Origin of the sequence: Desmonostoc muscorum LEGE 12446, from assembly GCF_015207005.2 — a bacterium.
Lineage (GTDB): Bacteria > Cyanobacteriota > Cyanobacteriia > Cyanobacteriales > Nostocaceae > Nostoc > Nostoc muscorum.
Map to the genome: position 1 here is coordinate 7,348,266 of NZ_JADEXS020000001.1, position 17,426 is coordinate 7,365,691.

General features: G+C 41.4%; 5 protein-coding genes. All 5 read right to left on the reverse strand.

From position 1 onward, the window contains the following. Positions 1-199: 199 nt before the first annotated feature. Complete coding sequence (locus tag IQ276_RS30305; RefSeq protein WP_193917497.1) at positions 200-1,714, reverse strand: thioester reductase domain-containing protein; 1,515 nt, start codon at positions 1,712-1,714, stop codon at positions 200-202. 2 nt (positions 1,715-1,716) lie between these two features. After that, positions 1,717-3,390, reverse strand: coding sequence for a PfaD family polyunsaturated fatty acid/polyketide biosynthesis protein (locus IQ276_RS30310; protein ID WP_193917495.1), 1,674 nt, complete (start codon positions 3,388-3,390; stop codon positions 1,717-1,719). 256 nt (positions 3,391-3,646) lie between these two features. Continuing rightward, entirely contained in the window at positions 3,647-8,383 is a 4,737-nt protein-coding gene (locus tag IQ276_RS30315) for a PfaB family protein (RefSeq protein WP_193917493.1), read from the reverse strand. 371 nt (positions 8,384-8,754) lie between these two features. Further along, the gene (locus IQ276_RS30320; RefSeq protein WP_193917491.1) at positions 8,755-10,470 is read right to left on the reverse strand and encodes an SDR family NAD(P)-dependent oxidoreductase; all 1,716 of its coding nucleotides are present in this window, start codon (positions 10,468-10,470) and stop codon (positions 8,755-8,757) included. A gap of 153 nt (positions 10,471-10,623) precedes the next feature. Then, complete coding sequence (locus IQ276_RS30325; RefSeq protein ID WP_235116103.1) at positions 10,624-15,981, reverse strand: type I polyketide synthase; 5,358 nt, start codon at positions 15,979-15,981, stop codon at positions 10,624-10,626. Positions 15,982-17,426 lie beyond the last annotated feature (1,445 nt).

The window sequence follows — 17,426 nt, forward strand, 5'->3', positions numbered from 1 at the left end:
AATGGGCTACGCCCCGCTGCGCTAACAGAATTAGCGAAAACTCTACCCTTTTATGGATAGAGTTTGGCAATGGTAATATTTCATACTTATTCTTCAAGCTTCAGAGTATAAATTCGCTTCTGATCATACATTTTTAAATTTTGGATTTTGAATATTAAATCCAAAATCCAAAACCTAAAATCTAAAATTGCCTGGGTTTCTAAGCGATATTCAAGAAACCTGTTTGAATCAAATAGGCAGTATAAGTCATAAACAATTGAGAGTCAATGGTTGGACAAACAATAGAACTTCCTGCTAGTGCATGGAGGGTATCTTGGCAGCTAATATGGGGTCTTCTAGCTTGCAAGTATAAATCAGGAATAGTCAGTTGTTCATCAGACCAGCGTTCCAGTAAAAAGGGTCGCAGAGTGTATAAAGGATTGTCTACAGAAGACACATTATTGACTAACTCTGATTGCCATTTTTCGTAGGGAATCATCTCAACGGAATAACCAAAAGAACGTATCCAGTCAACTAAGATTTTCAAAGGTGCAGGTTGGGGATGTTGTAGATGGAAAGCCTTACCTATGGATTCTTTTTGGCGTGATAGATAGACAATGGCTTTACTAACATAGTCTACGGGAGACATATCTAACATATATTCTACATCGGGAAAACTTCCCATTTGTAGACAACCTTTGGCCATCAAATTGATAAAGTCATGGGTGTTACAAATGCCTGTTTTACTGTCTCCAGAAATCAGAGGTGGGCGATAGATAGTTACAGGAAGTCCTCGGTCACCAGCGATTTTAACTAACTTTTCAGCTACCCATTTAGTTTGAGAGTAACCGAGATAAATACCTTCCCAATGACTAAATTCATCCTGTTCTTTGACAACCTGACCAGCATAAGCAGGTGATTCAAAAACAGCAACACTAGAAACGTAATGTACAGGCTTGACTTTAACTTGACATGCTAATCTTAAAACTTCTTGAGTTCCCAGAACGTTAGCAGCCTTCAATGCCGAGTAGGGGTAAACATAATTCAGCAAAGCACCGCTATGATAGATACTATCAATTTTGGCAGCTAAGACTTGAAATTGTTCTAAGCCAAGACCTAATAATGGTAGAGATAAATCGCCGACAACAGGAATAATTCTAGAATTAAACTCTTCCTGCCAAATTGCATATTGTTGCAGATTATTTTGCAGTTTAGTCTTACCGGCTTCAGCATTATCAGCACGGACTAAACAATAGATATCCGCGTTGGTTTCTTGTAGTAATTCCCGGATGACAAAAGCTCCTAAAAAGCCTGTTCCTCCAGTTAAAAAGATGTTTTTAGGTTCACCTACAGGTAGATTAGAAGCAGCACCAGGATGAATGGTGGGGTCGAGAACAGCCTCGGCACCTAAATCTAAAAACACGGGGGCAGTATTAGCGTTAGAAGATGCCACCTTTGTATCTTGAATCCCTGAATCTTCTTGCACTTCTTCAGCTAAACGCTGTGAAAGTGCAGCAATACTTGGGTAATGCCATAACAGTAGGGGAGATGGTTGAAATCCGAGCAATTTTTCTAATTTACCTACTAGAATCATTGCCTGGGCAGAATCTAAACCATAGTTTTCTAAATTTTCTTCGATATCTATTTCAGCAGTTTCTACTCCTAGCAACTGGGCTAAGTTAGATACTAAAAAAATCTGAATATCTGCTGCGCTCAAAGACTGTTTTAAAGTCATTTTTAAATCTCCATTAATGTAGAACGAACTGGGTGATACTGACTGTAATAATCAGAGACTTGCAGCCCTTGAATTTTCAAACTTTGGATGCGATATAAAAAGGCTGCGCCAGTCATCATTTGCTCAGCAACATCAACTACCCGGCGATTATTTGGGTCAGACAGGTAAGTACCTCGTACCCAGTCATTGAAGCTACCCATTGCCGGCCCACACCAAATTTGATAATCGACTTCTCGACCTTTTTCACCAGAATTAGACCACCGAGAAGATAATCCTAAATACCAGCGGAAAATCAATGCCATTTTTAGCTTCGGATTATTGACTGCTTTGCCCAATTTTTCTGGATTTCTTTGGGACAAATAAGCCGCTGTTCCTTCCCAAACTTCAGCAAGAGTTTTGCGAAAAACTTGTTTTTCTAATTTCTCTCTTTCTGCAAGAGGAATGTCTTCAATTGAGTTATAAGCGCGATAGAGTTCAAATAATTTTTGCGCTCGCATGGGGAACATTGTACCCCGTTTGAGGACTTGCAATTTGACTCCCATTTCAAACATATCTGCGGCTGGCGCCATTATCATATCAGCCATTTCTGCTTGGGCTAGTAATTTTTTGGTATGTTCACAAGCCCCAGATTCAACACATGACTGATTAATAGAACCAGTTACCACATAAGCAGCACCCATCATGAAACCGGCTAATGCTGATTCTGGCGTACCAATTCCACCCGCTACTCCCACTCGAATAGGTATTTGGTAATGATTTTGGGCTTGAATTTCATCCCGCAAAGCAACAATAGAAGGTAGCAAACAAACCAAGGGACGGTTATCTGTATGACCACCAGAATCAGCTTCGACGGTAATATCATCAGCCATGGGAACTTTAGCCGCGAGAGTGGCTTGCAACTCAGTAATTAACCCTTGTTCTAGAAGTTCTTTAAGAATTCTAGGTGGTGCTGGTTGCATGAATTTAGTAGCAACTTCTCGCCGAGAAATTTTAGCAATGACTTTATTTCTGATTTCAATTTGATTGGCGTTATTTAATCCCAAGCCAGCTACACGATAGTAGACAATGTTGGGAGTCAAATCAAGAAATGCAGATGCTTCTACTGTTTTTACCTGATATTTCAGGTATAAATCTACAGCACGGCGTTCAATTGCGGGTTCGCTGGGACTGTGAATTAAATTAAATGCGTAAGGGCCTTGGGGTAAGGCTTGTTGAATTTTGTTAATGGCTGCTTCTAAACGGTCTGGACTTAAACCACCTGCGCCAAAGGAACTCAAGATTTGCGCTTTTCCCAGTGCAATAACCATTTCTTCCGAAGCGATACCACCAGCCATTGCACCAGTAGTATAGGCATATTTCACTCCATGAAATGAGAGGAAATTAGGATCTCCTAACTGTTGAATTCTGACTGGTGGCGCAAATGTCAACAGTTCTATTTGTGTTGTTGTAGTATTATCAGTTGGGGACAAATACCCCTCGTTTGTGACACCGATTTTTCCAGCAACTTTCACGACGTAGCAAGGTTTATCTAATACCATCAATTTATTTTTGATGGCTTCTTGCTCAAAAGATATAGATTCTAAAGAACCTTTCCAAACTTGGTTTTGGTTATGAAACCAAGTAGAGAAGTTCAGTCCGTTATCGTGTTTACTTAGTACCGTATCTACGGTTGTCACAGCAGTTGTCCCTCAAATTATAAGCGTTATAAAAGAAGAGGAAGAGGAAACAAGAAGGGGAAAGAAAATTTTTCTTTTATCCTTGAAGTTTTCCCCCAGCGAACGGTACTAGTCTGTCAAGGTGATTTTTAGAGATAAATAAATTTTTGATTCTCTTCTTTTCTTTGCGCTCTTTGCGCCCTTTGTGGTTCGTTTATTTATCTCACAAAACTAAGTTGACAGACTAGTATTGATACTTAAAGTATGTAGGCTCCTGTTAGGATTCTTCGTCGAGTAAGTTTTGGGCACAAGCTAATTGCAGTTGAATAATCTCACTCATTTGCTTGCTAAATTCTTGTCTAGCTTGCAGAAAAGCTGTGTGTGCTTTAGTTATCTTGGAGTTGTTAGCGTTGAGTTTTTGATACTGAGACTTATTTAAATCAGACATGTGGATGATTTTACGAAACTTTCGAGTGATTGTCTGCTCAATTGCGGTTGACTCAGAAGATTGTAATTGTTCTCTCGGTTCAAAACCGTTATCAATGATATTTTTCAGATGAAGTTCTTCTGGTTGAGTGGAGAATGACGAAATGTTATGGGAAGAACTTTCTGTTTGGATTATCTCGTTGGAAGTGTTAAGATAATCTATGATTTCGGATTCTGGGATATTAGGTATATGTTGATGCTGTTTTTTGAAGGCATCGCTCCTAAGATCCCCGGCAAAATCTTCAACAAGTTTGCGATTTTCTTCACTCAAAATTGTAGCAGCAATTACTTTCCCACCCAAGGTAACTGTTCTCAAGGTGGCTTTACTTTTATTAGTCGTTTCTTGGTGTTTGCTGTACAGTGGTGATAAATCTACGTTCACTTGATGACTGAGTAATTTTGCTAATGCTTTGACCATTGCAGCATGGTCATCCATCCCTCTACGATTTAGAGATACTGTGATGTATTCTTTGTTGCTGAGAATTTTATCAATCCACCGCGAACAAACACTACCGGCGCCTGCTTCTAGAAATATTCGCACTCCATCGTCGTAGATGCGGTTCACTAATCGCGGAAAATCAAGTTCTTGGCACAATCCTTTAGCGATGTTGTGAGCAATGGCATCACTTTCAAGTGCAATTGGTTGATAATCGGCGGCTGAATAAAAAACAATGCCGGGAAGATTTTGGGATGGTAAGGTGTTTACCTTCTTAATTTCTTCGTACTGCGATCGCATTGCTTCACAATGTATCACATGGTCGAAGGGAGCGGGGAAAGCGTTGCAACCTAAAGTTTCAATTACTCGCTTACAGGCTGCATCTTCACCAGCAATTAATACTTCTTCGGGTGTGTTGATTTGAGTTAGATAAACACGATTCTCATGTTTCAGGCATTCTCTTACTTGGGATGGAGTCGCCATGAGAACATAAGTATTCCAAAAATTGTTGTTTGGTGAATCTGTTAATGCCCAATATTCCCGTACAGCATTTTTCGGCCCGGATAATTTATCGCCAAATAAAGGCGATGAATTCAAGGTGTTACTTCCGCCCTCAAAATCACTCCAAACTCCTTGGGCAACCATCATACTAGTTTCACCCAAACTATACCCAAAAACACATTGCGGCTTGACTTGAAAATCATCTCGAAAAATTGCCGTCATGTATCTGGCAAAGGCAATTTCACTTTCAAACATTGCCAGTGAATCATCTAACAATTGCTTTTCGAGTGTTTCTAATTGTCTGGTTGTCAATTTAGGTAAGCTTCTGGGATAAACCAGTTTTTCCACATCAGCAGCTCGGTTATAGAGGTTGTTACTTTTTAAGTCCTCAAATACTTTGGGAAATAAACGAAAGACACTGCGACCAATGCCGATATAAGAATTGACTGCTGCGGGATAAACATAAGCTAATGAGCCAGTTTTACCCAATGGTTTGGCGGTGAAATAACTTCCTATTGGTGTTTGCCAATCTGTCCCTTTCTCAAAAGCATTATTTACACCTTTGCGGGCAGATTCAATTTCTTTGAGTAGTTCTTTTTTGTTACGTCCTATGATTGATAAGACGTATTTTCCATGAGAATGCTGTTGAAAGGTAGCGAATGTTTGACTGGCGGTAGCTGATAAAGAAGAACTAGCTTCGATGGATTGTTGGAGATGGTTAAGCAAATCTGGTATTGTAGAGCGATGGCTAACTGCTATGGGAAACAGATGAAAAGGCATTTGCTGCAAATATCTGTTGTCCCGCTCCTCTTGGCTGGGTTCCTCCGATAAGATTAAATGGGCGTAACTGCCATCTATCCCCATGCTATTAATTGCTGCTATTCTGCGTGTGGCGCCTTTATCGACAAACCAAGGTCTTGATTCCATTGCCACATAGAAGGGGCTACCTTCCCATACTTGCGGTGTTTTGACACCAGACCATTTCGGAGTGGCGGGAATATACCTGTAATAAAGACACAGAGCAGTTTTGATTAAGCTAGCAATTCCCGATGCGGTATAGGTGTGGCCGATATTGGCTTTGACGCTGCCCAATGCACAATGCAAACCATTGCCCACTTTCGGATAAGCTTGCAGTAAACCCGTGATTTCGGCTTCATCCTCCTGGGGAACGCCACTACCAAAGACTTCTACATAGTTAACATCTGTGGGTTGAATATCTGCCATCTCGAAGGCTTGTTTGCAGACATTACTGATAGCTGAAGCATCAGGTTTGACCACAGCGTTACTCAAAGTAGAATTACCTTGGGCGAAACTCATGGCATCAATAACTGCATAGATGCGTTCGTTGTCTTCCTTAGCAGCTTCGTAGCGCTTGAGGACAATTGCACCAGCACCCTCGCCAACCGTCCAGCCATTGGCTTGTTGGTCAAAACTCAAGGTATTGACACCCGTATTAATTGGTGCAAATTGGTTGCGGAACAAGACATTTTCCACACCACCCGCCAAATCCACCGCACCAACAACCACCGCGTCTACTTCTCCAGTGGCGAGTAGCATTTGTGCAACTTCCAACGCCTTGAAGGTAGAATTTTCGCCGGCGCTGATGGTGAATGCAGGGCCAGTGAAATTCCATAAAGCCGAAATTCGACTCGCCATAATGTTGGCGATGTGACTCACATATTCGCCGATTTCTACTGGTTGGTGAATGCTATCTTTGACGATGGTTTCCAGTTGCGTCAGTTGTTCAGCAGGCAAAGAAATTCCTTGGTTGGATAAGCCGTCCTTAACCTGCCAAGACAAATTCCATCTTTGCTGTAGCTGATGCACAGAGAATTCTGTCTCAGCAGCGACAATAACTGCCACATTGCCGCCCTCCTGTAGTTTCGCATCTTTGGCGGCGCGATCGCTAACCTTGAGGAGCAATAATTGTTGTGGGTTTAATTTTTCAATTTCATTCGGTGGGATTTTGCACGATAAAGTATCGATTTCAAAATCTTTGATATATGCTCCTATCGGTGCTTTCCCATCTGCTAAACCGTACTCTTTCAGGACGCTTTCTTGATTTTCTATACCGTGCCATCTTTGAGGCGGTAGAGAAGTAAAGTGCTGGGTTCCATCATAAATACTCCGTTCAAAAGCATCTAACCCATTGCAATTACCAAAAAAGGCATCCATGCCGACAATAGCAATTTTGGCAGGTGGAACAGGTGGAGTTGATTCAACTGATTGTGTTGTATTTCCTTGTTCTAAAATCAGATGAGAATTAGTACCGCCAAAACCAAAAGCGCTGATAGCTGCCCGTTTAATTGGTGCGTTATTATTAGGCCATGCTGTAGCTGTTCTAACAATTTTATCGGCGGAAATTGTACTATTTTCTGATGCTAAAGGCTCGTAAACATTCATGGTCGCTGGAATTACACCATGCGACATACTCAAAATCACCTTAGTCAAGCCAACCATGCCAGCAGCAGTTAGCAAGTGACCAGTATTTGCTTTAGCAGAACCTACCAGAGGTGCCGCTTGATTTTGACCAAAAAATGTTTCGATGGAGTTGAATTCGGTTGTATCTCCCAGTAATGTGCCGGTGGCGTGACACTCTAAATAATCGATGGTTTTTGGACTAAATTTTGCCTCATTGTAGGCTCGTTCAAAAGCTAAGGTTTGTCCTTTAGGATTCGGACTGAGTAAATGTTTACCTTTGCCATCATTTGAAAGTCCATTACCGCAGATGGTAGCGAGAATATTATCACCATCTCTGATGGCATCTGAATATCTTTTCAGCATCACCATCCCCACACCATCGGCGGGAATTAATCCTCTAGAGGACTTATCTAAGGGGCGACTGATGCCGTTTTCTGGATATCCTTGAACACCGGAAAATAACATCCGCACAAATAGCGAATCTGCACAACTGATGGCTCCAGCTAACATGACATCAGCTTTGTGTGACCATAAGTAATGAGATGCTAGTTTAATAGCATAAAATGATGACGAACAAGCAGCATCCAGACATAAATTAATCTGCGATAAAGATAGAGCTTGAGCAATAATAGATGCTGGTAACCCAGATATTAGAGCATTGTATAAAGACGCTTTAGTTGCTGTTGGCAGAGCAGCTAAATCAAAGTCTTCATATTGCAAAAGTTCTCTGACAGCAGGGGTAATAACTTGTTGGTAAATTGGAGAGAATAAGTCATTAGATAATTTTGTTGGGAATGACAAATTACCTAAAATTACGCCGCATTTTGAGAGGACAGTTTGATTACCCCAATAACCACTATGCAAAATTGCTTGCTTAGCTGCATACAATGACCATTTGAAGGTATTATCTAAACTAGTAAGAAATTCTGGTGGGAGATTGTATTCAGATGGATTAAACTGAAAGTTGCGGATGTATCCGCCTTTGAGGGAATAGGTTTTGTCTGGTGTACCTTTGACTGGATTGTGAAAGATTGTCGGATCTACTCCGATTTCTTCGATTGTTGCAGAGGATGTGGAATCTTTTTGATTAACGATGTTATTCCAGAATTCTTCAGGGTTTTTCGCATCTGGGAATAGGCATGATAATCCGATGATGGCTATTTTTTCCACTGCTGATATGCTCCGAGTTTGGGTATTAGGCAAGAGATATTTAAAAGGCAGGATTTACGCTGTTCCCCAAACTTGAAAGAAGAATTCAGAAGTCATAGCAATTCTGTATGAAGATGCGCCAAACTATATGATAAACGAACCGCAAAGGGCGCAAAGGACGCAAAGAAAGAAAGAAAGAAAGAAAGAAAGAAAGAAAGAAAGTAAAGAAAATTTGGCGCAGTCTCACAAAGAAATGGTATCATAACTCATAACTCAGAATGCTTGTCAGAAAGAGAGGCGATCGCATGGATATTTTTTATCTTTTATCACTTCTATAGCTACAAGCATTGTTAATTCTGAATTCTGTATTCTGAATTCTGAATTCTCCCTTATTAGCTTCTGAGTAGTTTCATTGACCAAATTATGGCGTGGGCGTTGAGCATTTGTGAATATATTTTTCCGTGGCGATCGTGTATGATGAAGTTGGCGATCGCACTACTTGGTGTTTTAGCTTTTACTTCACAAGAAACGTAAAAAGTTTCGTTATGTGGTATGGCTGCAAATTGTTGAAATTTTTCTACTTTTCCAGGTAAACAACCTTCTTGATGAAAGTGTTGTGTCCAAACCCATAAGGCGTGCATACTCAAGTCAGTTGTATAAGGATTCACCCATTGGACGGGGAATTGTCCTTGTTGCTCTGGACTGAGTTCTGGCCAAAGACATTCTGTGGTGATTTTTTCAGGAGTGATGTTTAAAACTCTTTTGATTTCTTGAAAAGCTGGGCCATGAAATAATGTGGCTCCCCCATTTTGGTAAAAAGCTTTTCCTGTGGCGGTGATGAGATTATCTGGTTCGATATTGAGAGATTCATAGGTGGGTGCAATTGGGATTTCTCGCTGGAGATTCAGTTGAGCGCTAAAATGGTAATGGATTTTACCTTCTGGGTTTTTACTCCAGATTTTTGCTTTCAATTCGATTTTTTCATGGTTAATTTTGGAAATTTCTTCTATTTCTAAAATGTGTTCTTTCGCCAAGCTTTCATTGAAAGTAATCCCCTTTAAAACTTTGAAATCTTGGTAATTGAATAATCTATAACCTGGATATAATTGTTCGCAAGCATTGATAATCCAAGTCATGGCACAAGTCGCAGGCAAAACTGGAGAACCAGCAATAGTATGATCGTGTAAAAATGGATTAGCCTCCAATGTCATTTGGCGACGGATACGATAGGTTTGTAGTTCTGAATCTAGCTCTGTAGCCAGTGGAATCAGTGGGCTACCAATGACAACTTGTGCAGTTGCATGATTGGCACGATCCATTTCTTTAACGAGCATTTGTGCCCCGACTGCAATGGGAATTATTTCGATTTGTCGCTCTTGAAAAACCTTCTTTAATTCTGCTGTCACCATCCCACTATCCCAAGCTCCCCAATTAATTGCCACTACATGACATGAGGGATATTGTTGCTTGAAAATATGGGCTGATTTATTCAAAATTTCATTAGCGATCGCGTAATCAGATTGACCAATATTTCCATAGAATCCCGTGACGGAAGAAAACAAAACTAAATGCTGAAGTTCATTAGGATTGACACAATTCAGCAGGTTCTCTAATCCTTGAACTTTGGCAGCGTAAACTTTTTCAAAATCCTCTTCTGTTTTCTTTTCAATTAATTTATCGGCTAAGTTACCAGCACCATGTATAATGCCTGTTATTGACCCAATCTTAGCCAATTTTTCTTGTAAAGCCTGTTTATTTGTAACATCAACACTAATATATTCGGCTTTCGCTCCTGTTTTTTCAATTGCGGCGATAGTATTTTTAATTTCGCGGCTGGAGGTAATTTTGTTATATATTTTTTGCACATTCATGGGTGTGGGTTTCTCTCCTTGAGCAAGAAGATTTTCCATGATGCGTTTTTTCAAGGCTGATTCTTCACAATCTTGAGCAAAATCTGGCTCAGTTTCTAATAGTTCAGAACGACCGAGAAGAATAAATTTGCCGGGTTGCTGCTGTGCTAATTTGATAGTACACTCAGCCGTAATCCCTTTTGCACCGCCGCTAACGACAAAAACAGATGATGGACTAAGCTGGGCTGTTTGGGTCATAAATCCTCTGATTTAATTCGTAATTCGTAATTCGTAATTCGTAATTGAGAGATGCTGTAGAAACCTGGTTAAAAATTTTTTTATCTTTTTCTCTATCTCCTCTGCGGTTATTTAAAAAAACGAACCGCAGAGGGGACAGATGCAGGGATTAGACTAGTTTTTTGGATCGGCAATTAAAGTGACTCGTCCTTGTGAACCATACCCAACTTCACTGATATAAAGATTGGGGTCGTGAAGCTCGGCAATAATGTGATTTACTGACTGTTTAGCGTCAAGTCTGGGACTTAAATCGATCGCTCTACTAAATACCTTTGGCCATTCCCATCTCAGAGTTTTGGTTAATCCAAATAAACCAGCAGCGATCGCTCCGAAGTTGACTTTGTAATCTAAACCGAAGGCGCCATCAAGATGAGCTACTGTGCAGAAACAACTACGTCCATGATGTGCGGCTTCATTTAAAGAGGGTTTGAGGTGTTTCGCCATCAAAAATACATGCTTGACGATCGCCTTTTCCTGTTCGATATAGGGAATTGTCCCGGTGTTATTTGCTACAAAAATAGGATGTAGATGGATGAAAGCCCCAACCTTACCGCAGTGAGTGGCGATCGCTTGTAGTTGTTGTTGGAGATGTTCTTCACTCAAGTTTGCCAAGGTGACGCGGGTTACTCCTGCGGGTAAGGGCGATTGCTGGGGAATCAGCGATTGGGGAAAACTGATGACTACTACTTTCCAGCCTTGGGCGATTAAGGATTCAGTTAATTTGTAAGTAGTGAGGGAACCATCATCGGTGATTAAACTGATGTGTCCCTCTGGTAACGTGAAATCCAAATAATCTGGGTGTGGTAGCGTTCTGAGTTTGGCGGGACGGCGCTGGATATTATGCTCTAATTCCGGCGGCTGTTGGACAAACTCAGGCTCAGACTTTTTTTTTTCACCTCCAGCTAGCTGCTGTAGGTAATCAACTATTTGACCGATGGTGCGGAGTTCTCCTAGTTCCTCGATATTCGGTTTGGGTAAGTTGGGGTACATTTCCTGCATCGCCCCTAAGATTTCTACCCGTTTGATGGAGTCAATCCCCAAGTCGGCTTCCATGTCCATTTCTAGTTCCAGCATTTCTACCGGGTAGCCGGTTTTATCGCTGGTGATGGCTAGTAGAGTTTCACCCAAGTTTGAAAATTCATTAGTTGCTGCGGGTTCTGGTTCTGGTTGCGGGGTGAATGCAACAACTACGCTCACTTCAGGGATAACTTCTGCTGGAGTCTCTACTGCTTGTTGTACTTCGTGAATTGCAATTTCTACAGAAACACTTTTAGAAGCATGGGATTGCAGATATTCTACAACTTGACCGATGGTGCGTTTTTCTGCCAGTTCTTCTAAATTGGGCTTGGGTAAGTTGGGATACATTTCCTGTAACGCCCCCAAGATTTCTACCCGTTTGATGGAGTCAATCCCCAAGTCTGCTTCCATGTCCATATCCATTTCCAGCATTTCGACTGGGTAGCCGGTCTTGTCGCTGGTGATGGCTAGGAGGTTTTTATCCAGGTCAACAATGTCGATGGTTGCGCTGGGGACTGGGGATTGGGGACTGGGGACTGGGGATTGGGGACTGGGGACTGGGGACTGGGGACTGGGGACTGGGGGAGTTTCGACTACAGGCTGTACTATTTGGGGAAGTACAGGGGTTTCGACTACAGGCTCAACTACCTTGGGAGCGGGGAGGGGTGCTTGGATGACTGTTGAGATGTTTTTCGCTACTGGCTCAGTTACAGGTGAAGGTAAAGCTTCTACTATTTTGGTAGCCAGGGGTACTGGTGCCTCTTCGGTGACAGTGGTTTCTGTGGTGAAGGGGATGAAATGATGTCCTACGCCGTTGCTGAGTTTCTCACTCAGTAGAGCCGCTCCGTCATCTGAGATGATTTGAGCATACTCTTGCTGTATGAGTTGGAAAAAGTTTTTGGTATATTCCAGTTGCTCTTGGAGATATTGCTCATGGATGCGTAGGGTTTCACCTTGTTGGGAGTGAAACTGCATCATGCTGCGTTCCAAGCTTTCCATGACAACTAGCTTTAACTTGGTGGTTTCAGCTGTAGATTTGCTTTCACTCAACAGGGAATTTTGTTGTTGCATCAGTTGGAAAAACGCTTTGGCGTATTCCATTTGATGGTTGAGATAACTTCCGTGAACTTGTAAATTCTCGGCTTGATTTTGCTGAAACTGTGTCAGGAGGTATTCTAAACTTTCTAAAAGTTGTTGGTAATTTGCAAGTTTTTCTGGTGTTGGTTGCATCTTAGATTCCTGGGCTGGTTGACTTAAAAGGGTCACAGGATTCATTTGTTGCTGTGGTTGGGTGGTGATATGAGGTGTCACACCGTTCATTGATAGGGGTGTTTTTTTATGCCCGTTTGTCTCTCTGACTGCGAGAGTTGGAGCCACAGTTTCAGAGGGGATGGGCTGGTTTGGTTTCACTGAATTCTCAGATAAAACAGTAGGTAATGTAACTTTGTGCCCGTTTTGTAAAGCTTCAGCGAAGGCGTTTTTCGTTTTTTCGGATCTGTAGTTGATGCCGTTCAAACGTACATTTAAAGCCTTTTTCTGCTCAATTGCAGGTATGGTTTGGGGAACTTGGTAGGGGTCGAGGTTACTCAAAGCCATACCGATTACCCGCAACTGCACAACTGCTTCCCGCAAGGAGCGATCGCTATTCTTTTGGGCGCTGGGGTTCAAAGATACGGTAAGGTGGGGGCGATCGCCAAGAATTTCTTTTACCAAGTTGGTGAGAATTCTCCGAGGCCCAAATTCCACAAAGCAAGTACCACCGGCTGCATAGATGTTTTCAATTTCCTGCTTAAACAGCACTGAGTTGGAAAGGTGCGTTTCGAGGATTTTTTGAATCGCCTGGGGTTCCTTGGGATACTGCTTGCTGGTAACGTTGCTGTAAACTGGGATTTTGGGATTTTGGAATTGGACGGACTTAGTAGCGATCGCAAAGGATTTTTGAGCAAAGGCAATCAGCGGTGTGTGGAATGCTGCTGATACGGGTAACAATACAGCCGTATATCCTTTGTCCTGTAAAGCCTGACGGACTTTGGCGATTTCTGCGGTGGGGCCAGCTAAGACAAATTGACTGGGAGAATTCTGATTGGCGATCGCAACTTGGGGAAAATGTCTCAGTACTGCTTCGACTTTGCTGATATCTTCTTTGACAGCCAGCATACTACCTGCATCGTGGTCTGGGTCTTCGGGTGCCGCCATTGCTTGACCCCTAGCTTTCACCAAGAACAGGTAATCTTCAGTACTCAAAACCCCCGCAGCCCACAACGCTGTGATTTCTCCAAAGCTGTGACCAGCAACAAAATCTGACCGGAATCCAGCTTGTTGCAATATGGTGTACATCCCTGCACTCAACACCCCGATGGCTGGTTGAGCGTATTCTGTGCGTTGTAAGGCGGCAATTTGGGCATTTTTTTCTGCCTCTTCAAACACAGGATGGGGAAAAACGATTTCCGATAGCGGCTGCAAGTTATCTTTGAGCAACAAGCTATCCATATAGCCATGCAAACGCTGCATCATCGGGAAATTCATTACTAATTCCCGTCCCATTTCCAAGTATTGGGAACCTTGACCGGAAAATAAGGCGACAACTTTACCACCCAATTCCACACCAGAAGCGCGGTAATAAATTCCTTGGGGATGTTCCCAAGATGTAGCTGAGCCTTTATTTTTCAGCAAGTCAATGCTAACTTGCAGTAACTTGCAAGTTTCTTCGAGGTTCTGTGCCACAAATCCAAATCTGGCAGCAGAGAGGGGAATTTCTAAAGATTTGCACTCATTGACTAATTTTGCGTAGTGTGGTTTGGCTTCTGGCGAGCGCAATTTCGCTAAAATATCTTCGGCTTTAGCCAGCAATTGGGACGGAGTAGAAGCAAACACCAACACTTCATTAGCCCCACTGTGTAAGCGGTAGCCGTGGTTTTGGTCAGCTTGATATTCTTCTAAGACGACGTGATAGTTGGTACCGCCAAAGCCAAAGGAACTGACACCTGCACGTCTTGGTGCTTCACCTTCAGCACGAATCCAAGGTCTGGTTTCGGTATTCAAATAAAAGGCGGAATTTTTAATATTAAGTTTGGGGTTCGGTTCAGTAATGTTAATTGTCGGCGGTAATACTTTGTGATGTAGCGCCAAAGCCGTTTTAATCAAACTTGCCGCACCCGCAGCCGCTTTGGTATGTCCGATTTGGGATTTCACACTACCCAAAGCGATATGCTGCTTTTTCGAGTCATGCTGAGCAAAGTAGTCATGTAAAGAACCGAATTCTGTGGGATCTCCAGCCATTGTGCCGGTGCCGTGTGCTTCCATCAAACCAACGGTGGCGGGAGAAAAGCCTGCATCTTCATAAGCACGTTCTAAGGCTTTGACTTGGCCTTCTTTGCGGGGAGCATAAATACTCTTGTAGCGTCCATCGCTGGAGGTACCAATGCCTTTGATAACGGCATAGATTTTATCGTTCTCCCGTTCCGCATCTTCCAGACGCTTCAGGACAATCATGCAGATACCTTCACCCAGCATCATCCCATCAGATTTAGCATCGAAAGGTTTGACATTCTCACTGGGAGAAACGGCTGGTGTTTTGCTGAAGGAGATGTAAGCCATGATGGTGTTATCGGTGTCAACGCCACCAGTCAACATCATGTCAGAACGATGTTCGACTAGTTCGCTAATTGCCATTTTTAAAGCACCGAAGGAACTAGCACAAGCAGCATCAACTACACAATTCATCCCACCAAAGTTGAGACGATTGGCAATTCTACCCGCGACTACGTTAGCTAACATTCCGGGGAAGGCGTTTTCGTCCCATTTCACATAGGCACTTTTGATTTTCTCAACGATTTTTTGTGTATCTTCGTCAGATAAACCACTACTTTTAAGGGCTTTTTCCCAAATCGGATATTCCAACCTGGCAGAAAGTGGCATTCCTAACTGCTTAGCCATAGCTACGCCTAAAATTACCCCAACCATTTCGCGGTTAAATTCGCGTTGGTCGCCATAGCCAGCATCTTCCATTGCCTCTTTTGCAACCACTAAACTTAATAGTTGCGATACATCTGTAACTTCTAAAATGCTGGGGGGAATGCCGAATTCCATCGGGTTAAAATCCACCTCTGGAATAAATCCACCTCTTTTACAGTAAGTTTTATCCTCAGGCGTTCTGGGATTTGGATCGTAATAATCTTCGACACTCCAGTGAGTGGAGGGAACATCAGTAATACAGTCAATTTTGTTTACTATATTTTGCCAGTATTCCCGTAAAGTTCTGGCTTGAGGTAATAGAGAAGCCATACCAACAATGGCTATAGGATTGTGTTGTAATTGTCTGTTAATTTTGTGAATTGACGCTGGTTTATCTGAACTCATGTTTTTTTCCTCTATAGACCTAATCACAGCCTGTTCACAATTTTTAATCAGGCTTTCTAACTCTGCTAAGGCAGTATCAATTGAATGAGCAGACATAGGGCATAGTGAGTACTGTGGATTGCGTAGATACAGTAATTTCTGTTGCCTACTAAATTAATGAAAATCTCTTTTCTGGTCAGCAGTTAGCTATCTTATCTGCGCTAAATGCTTTTCTCCAAATCAACACCACACGACACATACTGCCCTAATAAAGCCTTAGGTTTACAGGCAATTTTGGCACACAGCGATCGTGTAAAAATGTTATGCAACGCTTGATTCTTGAAATTGTGGCAATCAACCAATTTTGGATTTTAGATTTTGGATTTTAGATTTAAAATTTGAGATTTTTTATACCCCAAATAAGTCAGACATTAATCCAAAAAATAATCCACAATCCAAAATTCCAGTGATGGTTAATATTTTGAACAATGGTATCCTGCTGAACAGTAGAAATTGAAGAGTAGCTAAGAGAACAGAAACGCTTTTTTCGTCCGCAATAGTTTCATTATCAAGTCTAAGCGCAACAATGTAGTTGGTATTAATGACAGCGTTCTGTGTCTTGATAAATGTCATAGCCAGTTTCAACGTCCAGGATAATACATTTTAGGGGATTCGACCCAGGAAAGTTGACAAGTTCGTTACAGAAAACATCACCTTTAATCCGAATTTATGCAATGTGAAAAACTAATTAAACCTTCACAAGGTGATTACCAAGCAGTTAGATTTAGTTATTTTTACCTTCAAAATCTTAATTAAATAACTAATTGACCTCACAACTTTTAAGCGTTGAATTAATAAAAAGACTAACATACTTTATATAAACTAAATGATTACTTTAAACTTTTTTTATAAAGAACTAGATTATTGTTGATATCTATTGTGTTTAAAATTTGGCATTTTAGTATAATTCGCAACTCCCAAAAATGTATAAATAACAGAATTATCTTAGTAGATGTAGGGTGTGTTGTCGCCAAATGCCGCACCTTGAATTGTTGACGGTGCGTTAGCCTACGGCATAACGCACCCTACATTTAAGCGCCGAATTACTTAACATAATTATCTCATCTGTCAATAAAAATTAGCTCTAAAAGTAACAGTATCAATTTATTGGCTGTTAAGTAATCATTACATGAACACATTTATAGATGGGATAGACATAAGTATTTTGGTAAGGAAAATATCATAATTAAACTAATGTTTTTGATGATTCTTTAATATAAATGTAAATAAAAAGCAAAATAGTTATCTATAAAGCAATTGTCAATTTTGAATATGTTGCATGGTAAACATAATCCAATAGGCTTCGCTTGTGCTAAAGAGCGGGAACGTTTAACCCAATCTACGTTGAAGGTTGGAAAACACGCCTGAGTGCGATCGCATTAGGATGTTGTTAACAAAATTGATGATAATGTCCGATCTGACACAACATCGCTAATAATAATTTGTTACTAATTTTAGTGTGTAACCACTATTAAGTGATGCTATAAACCTTAATAATCAGG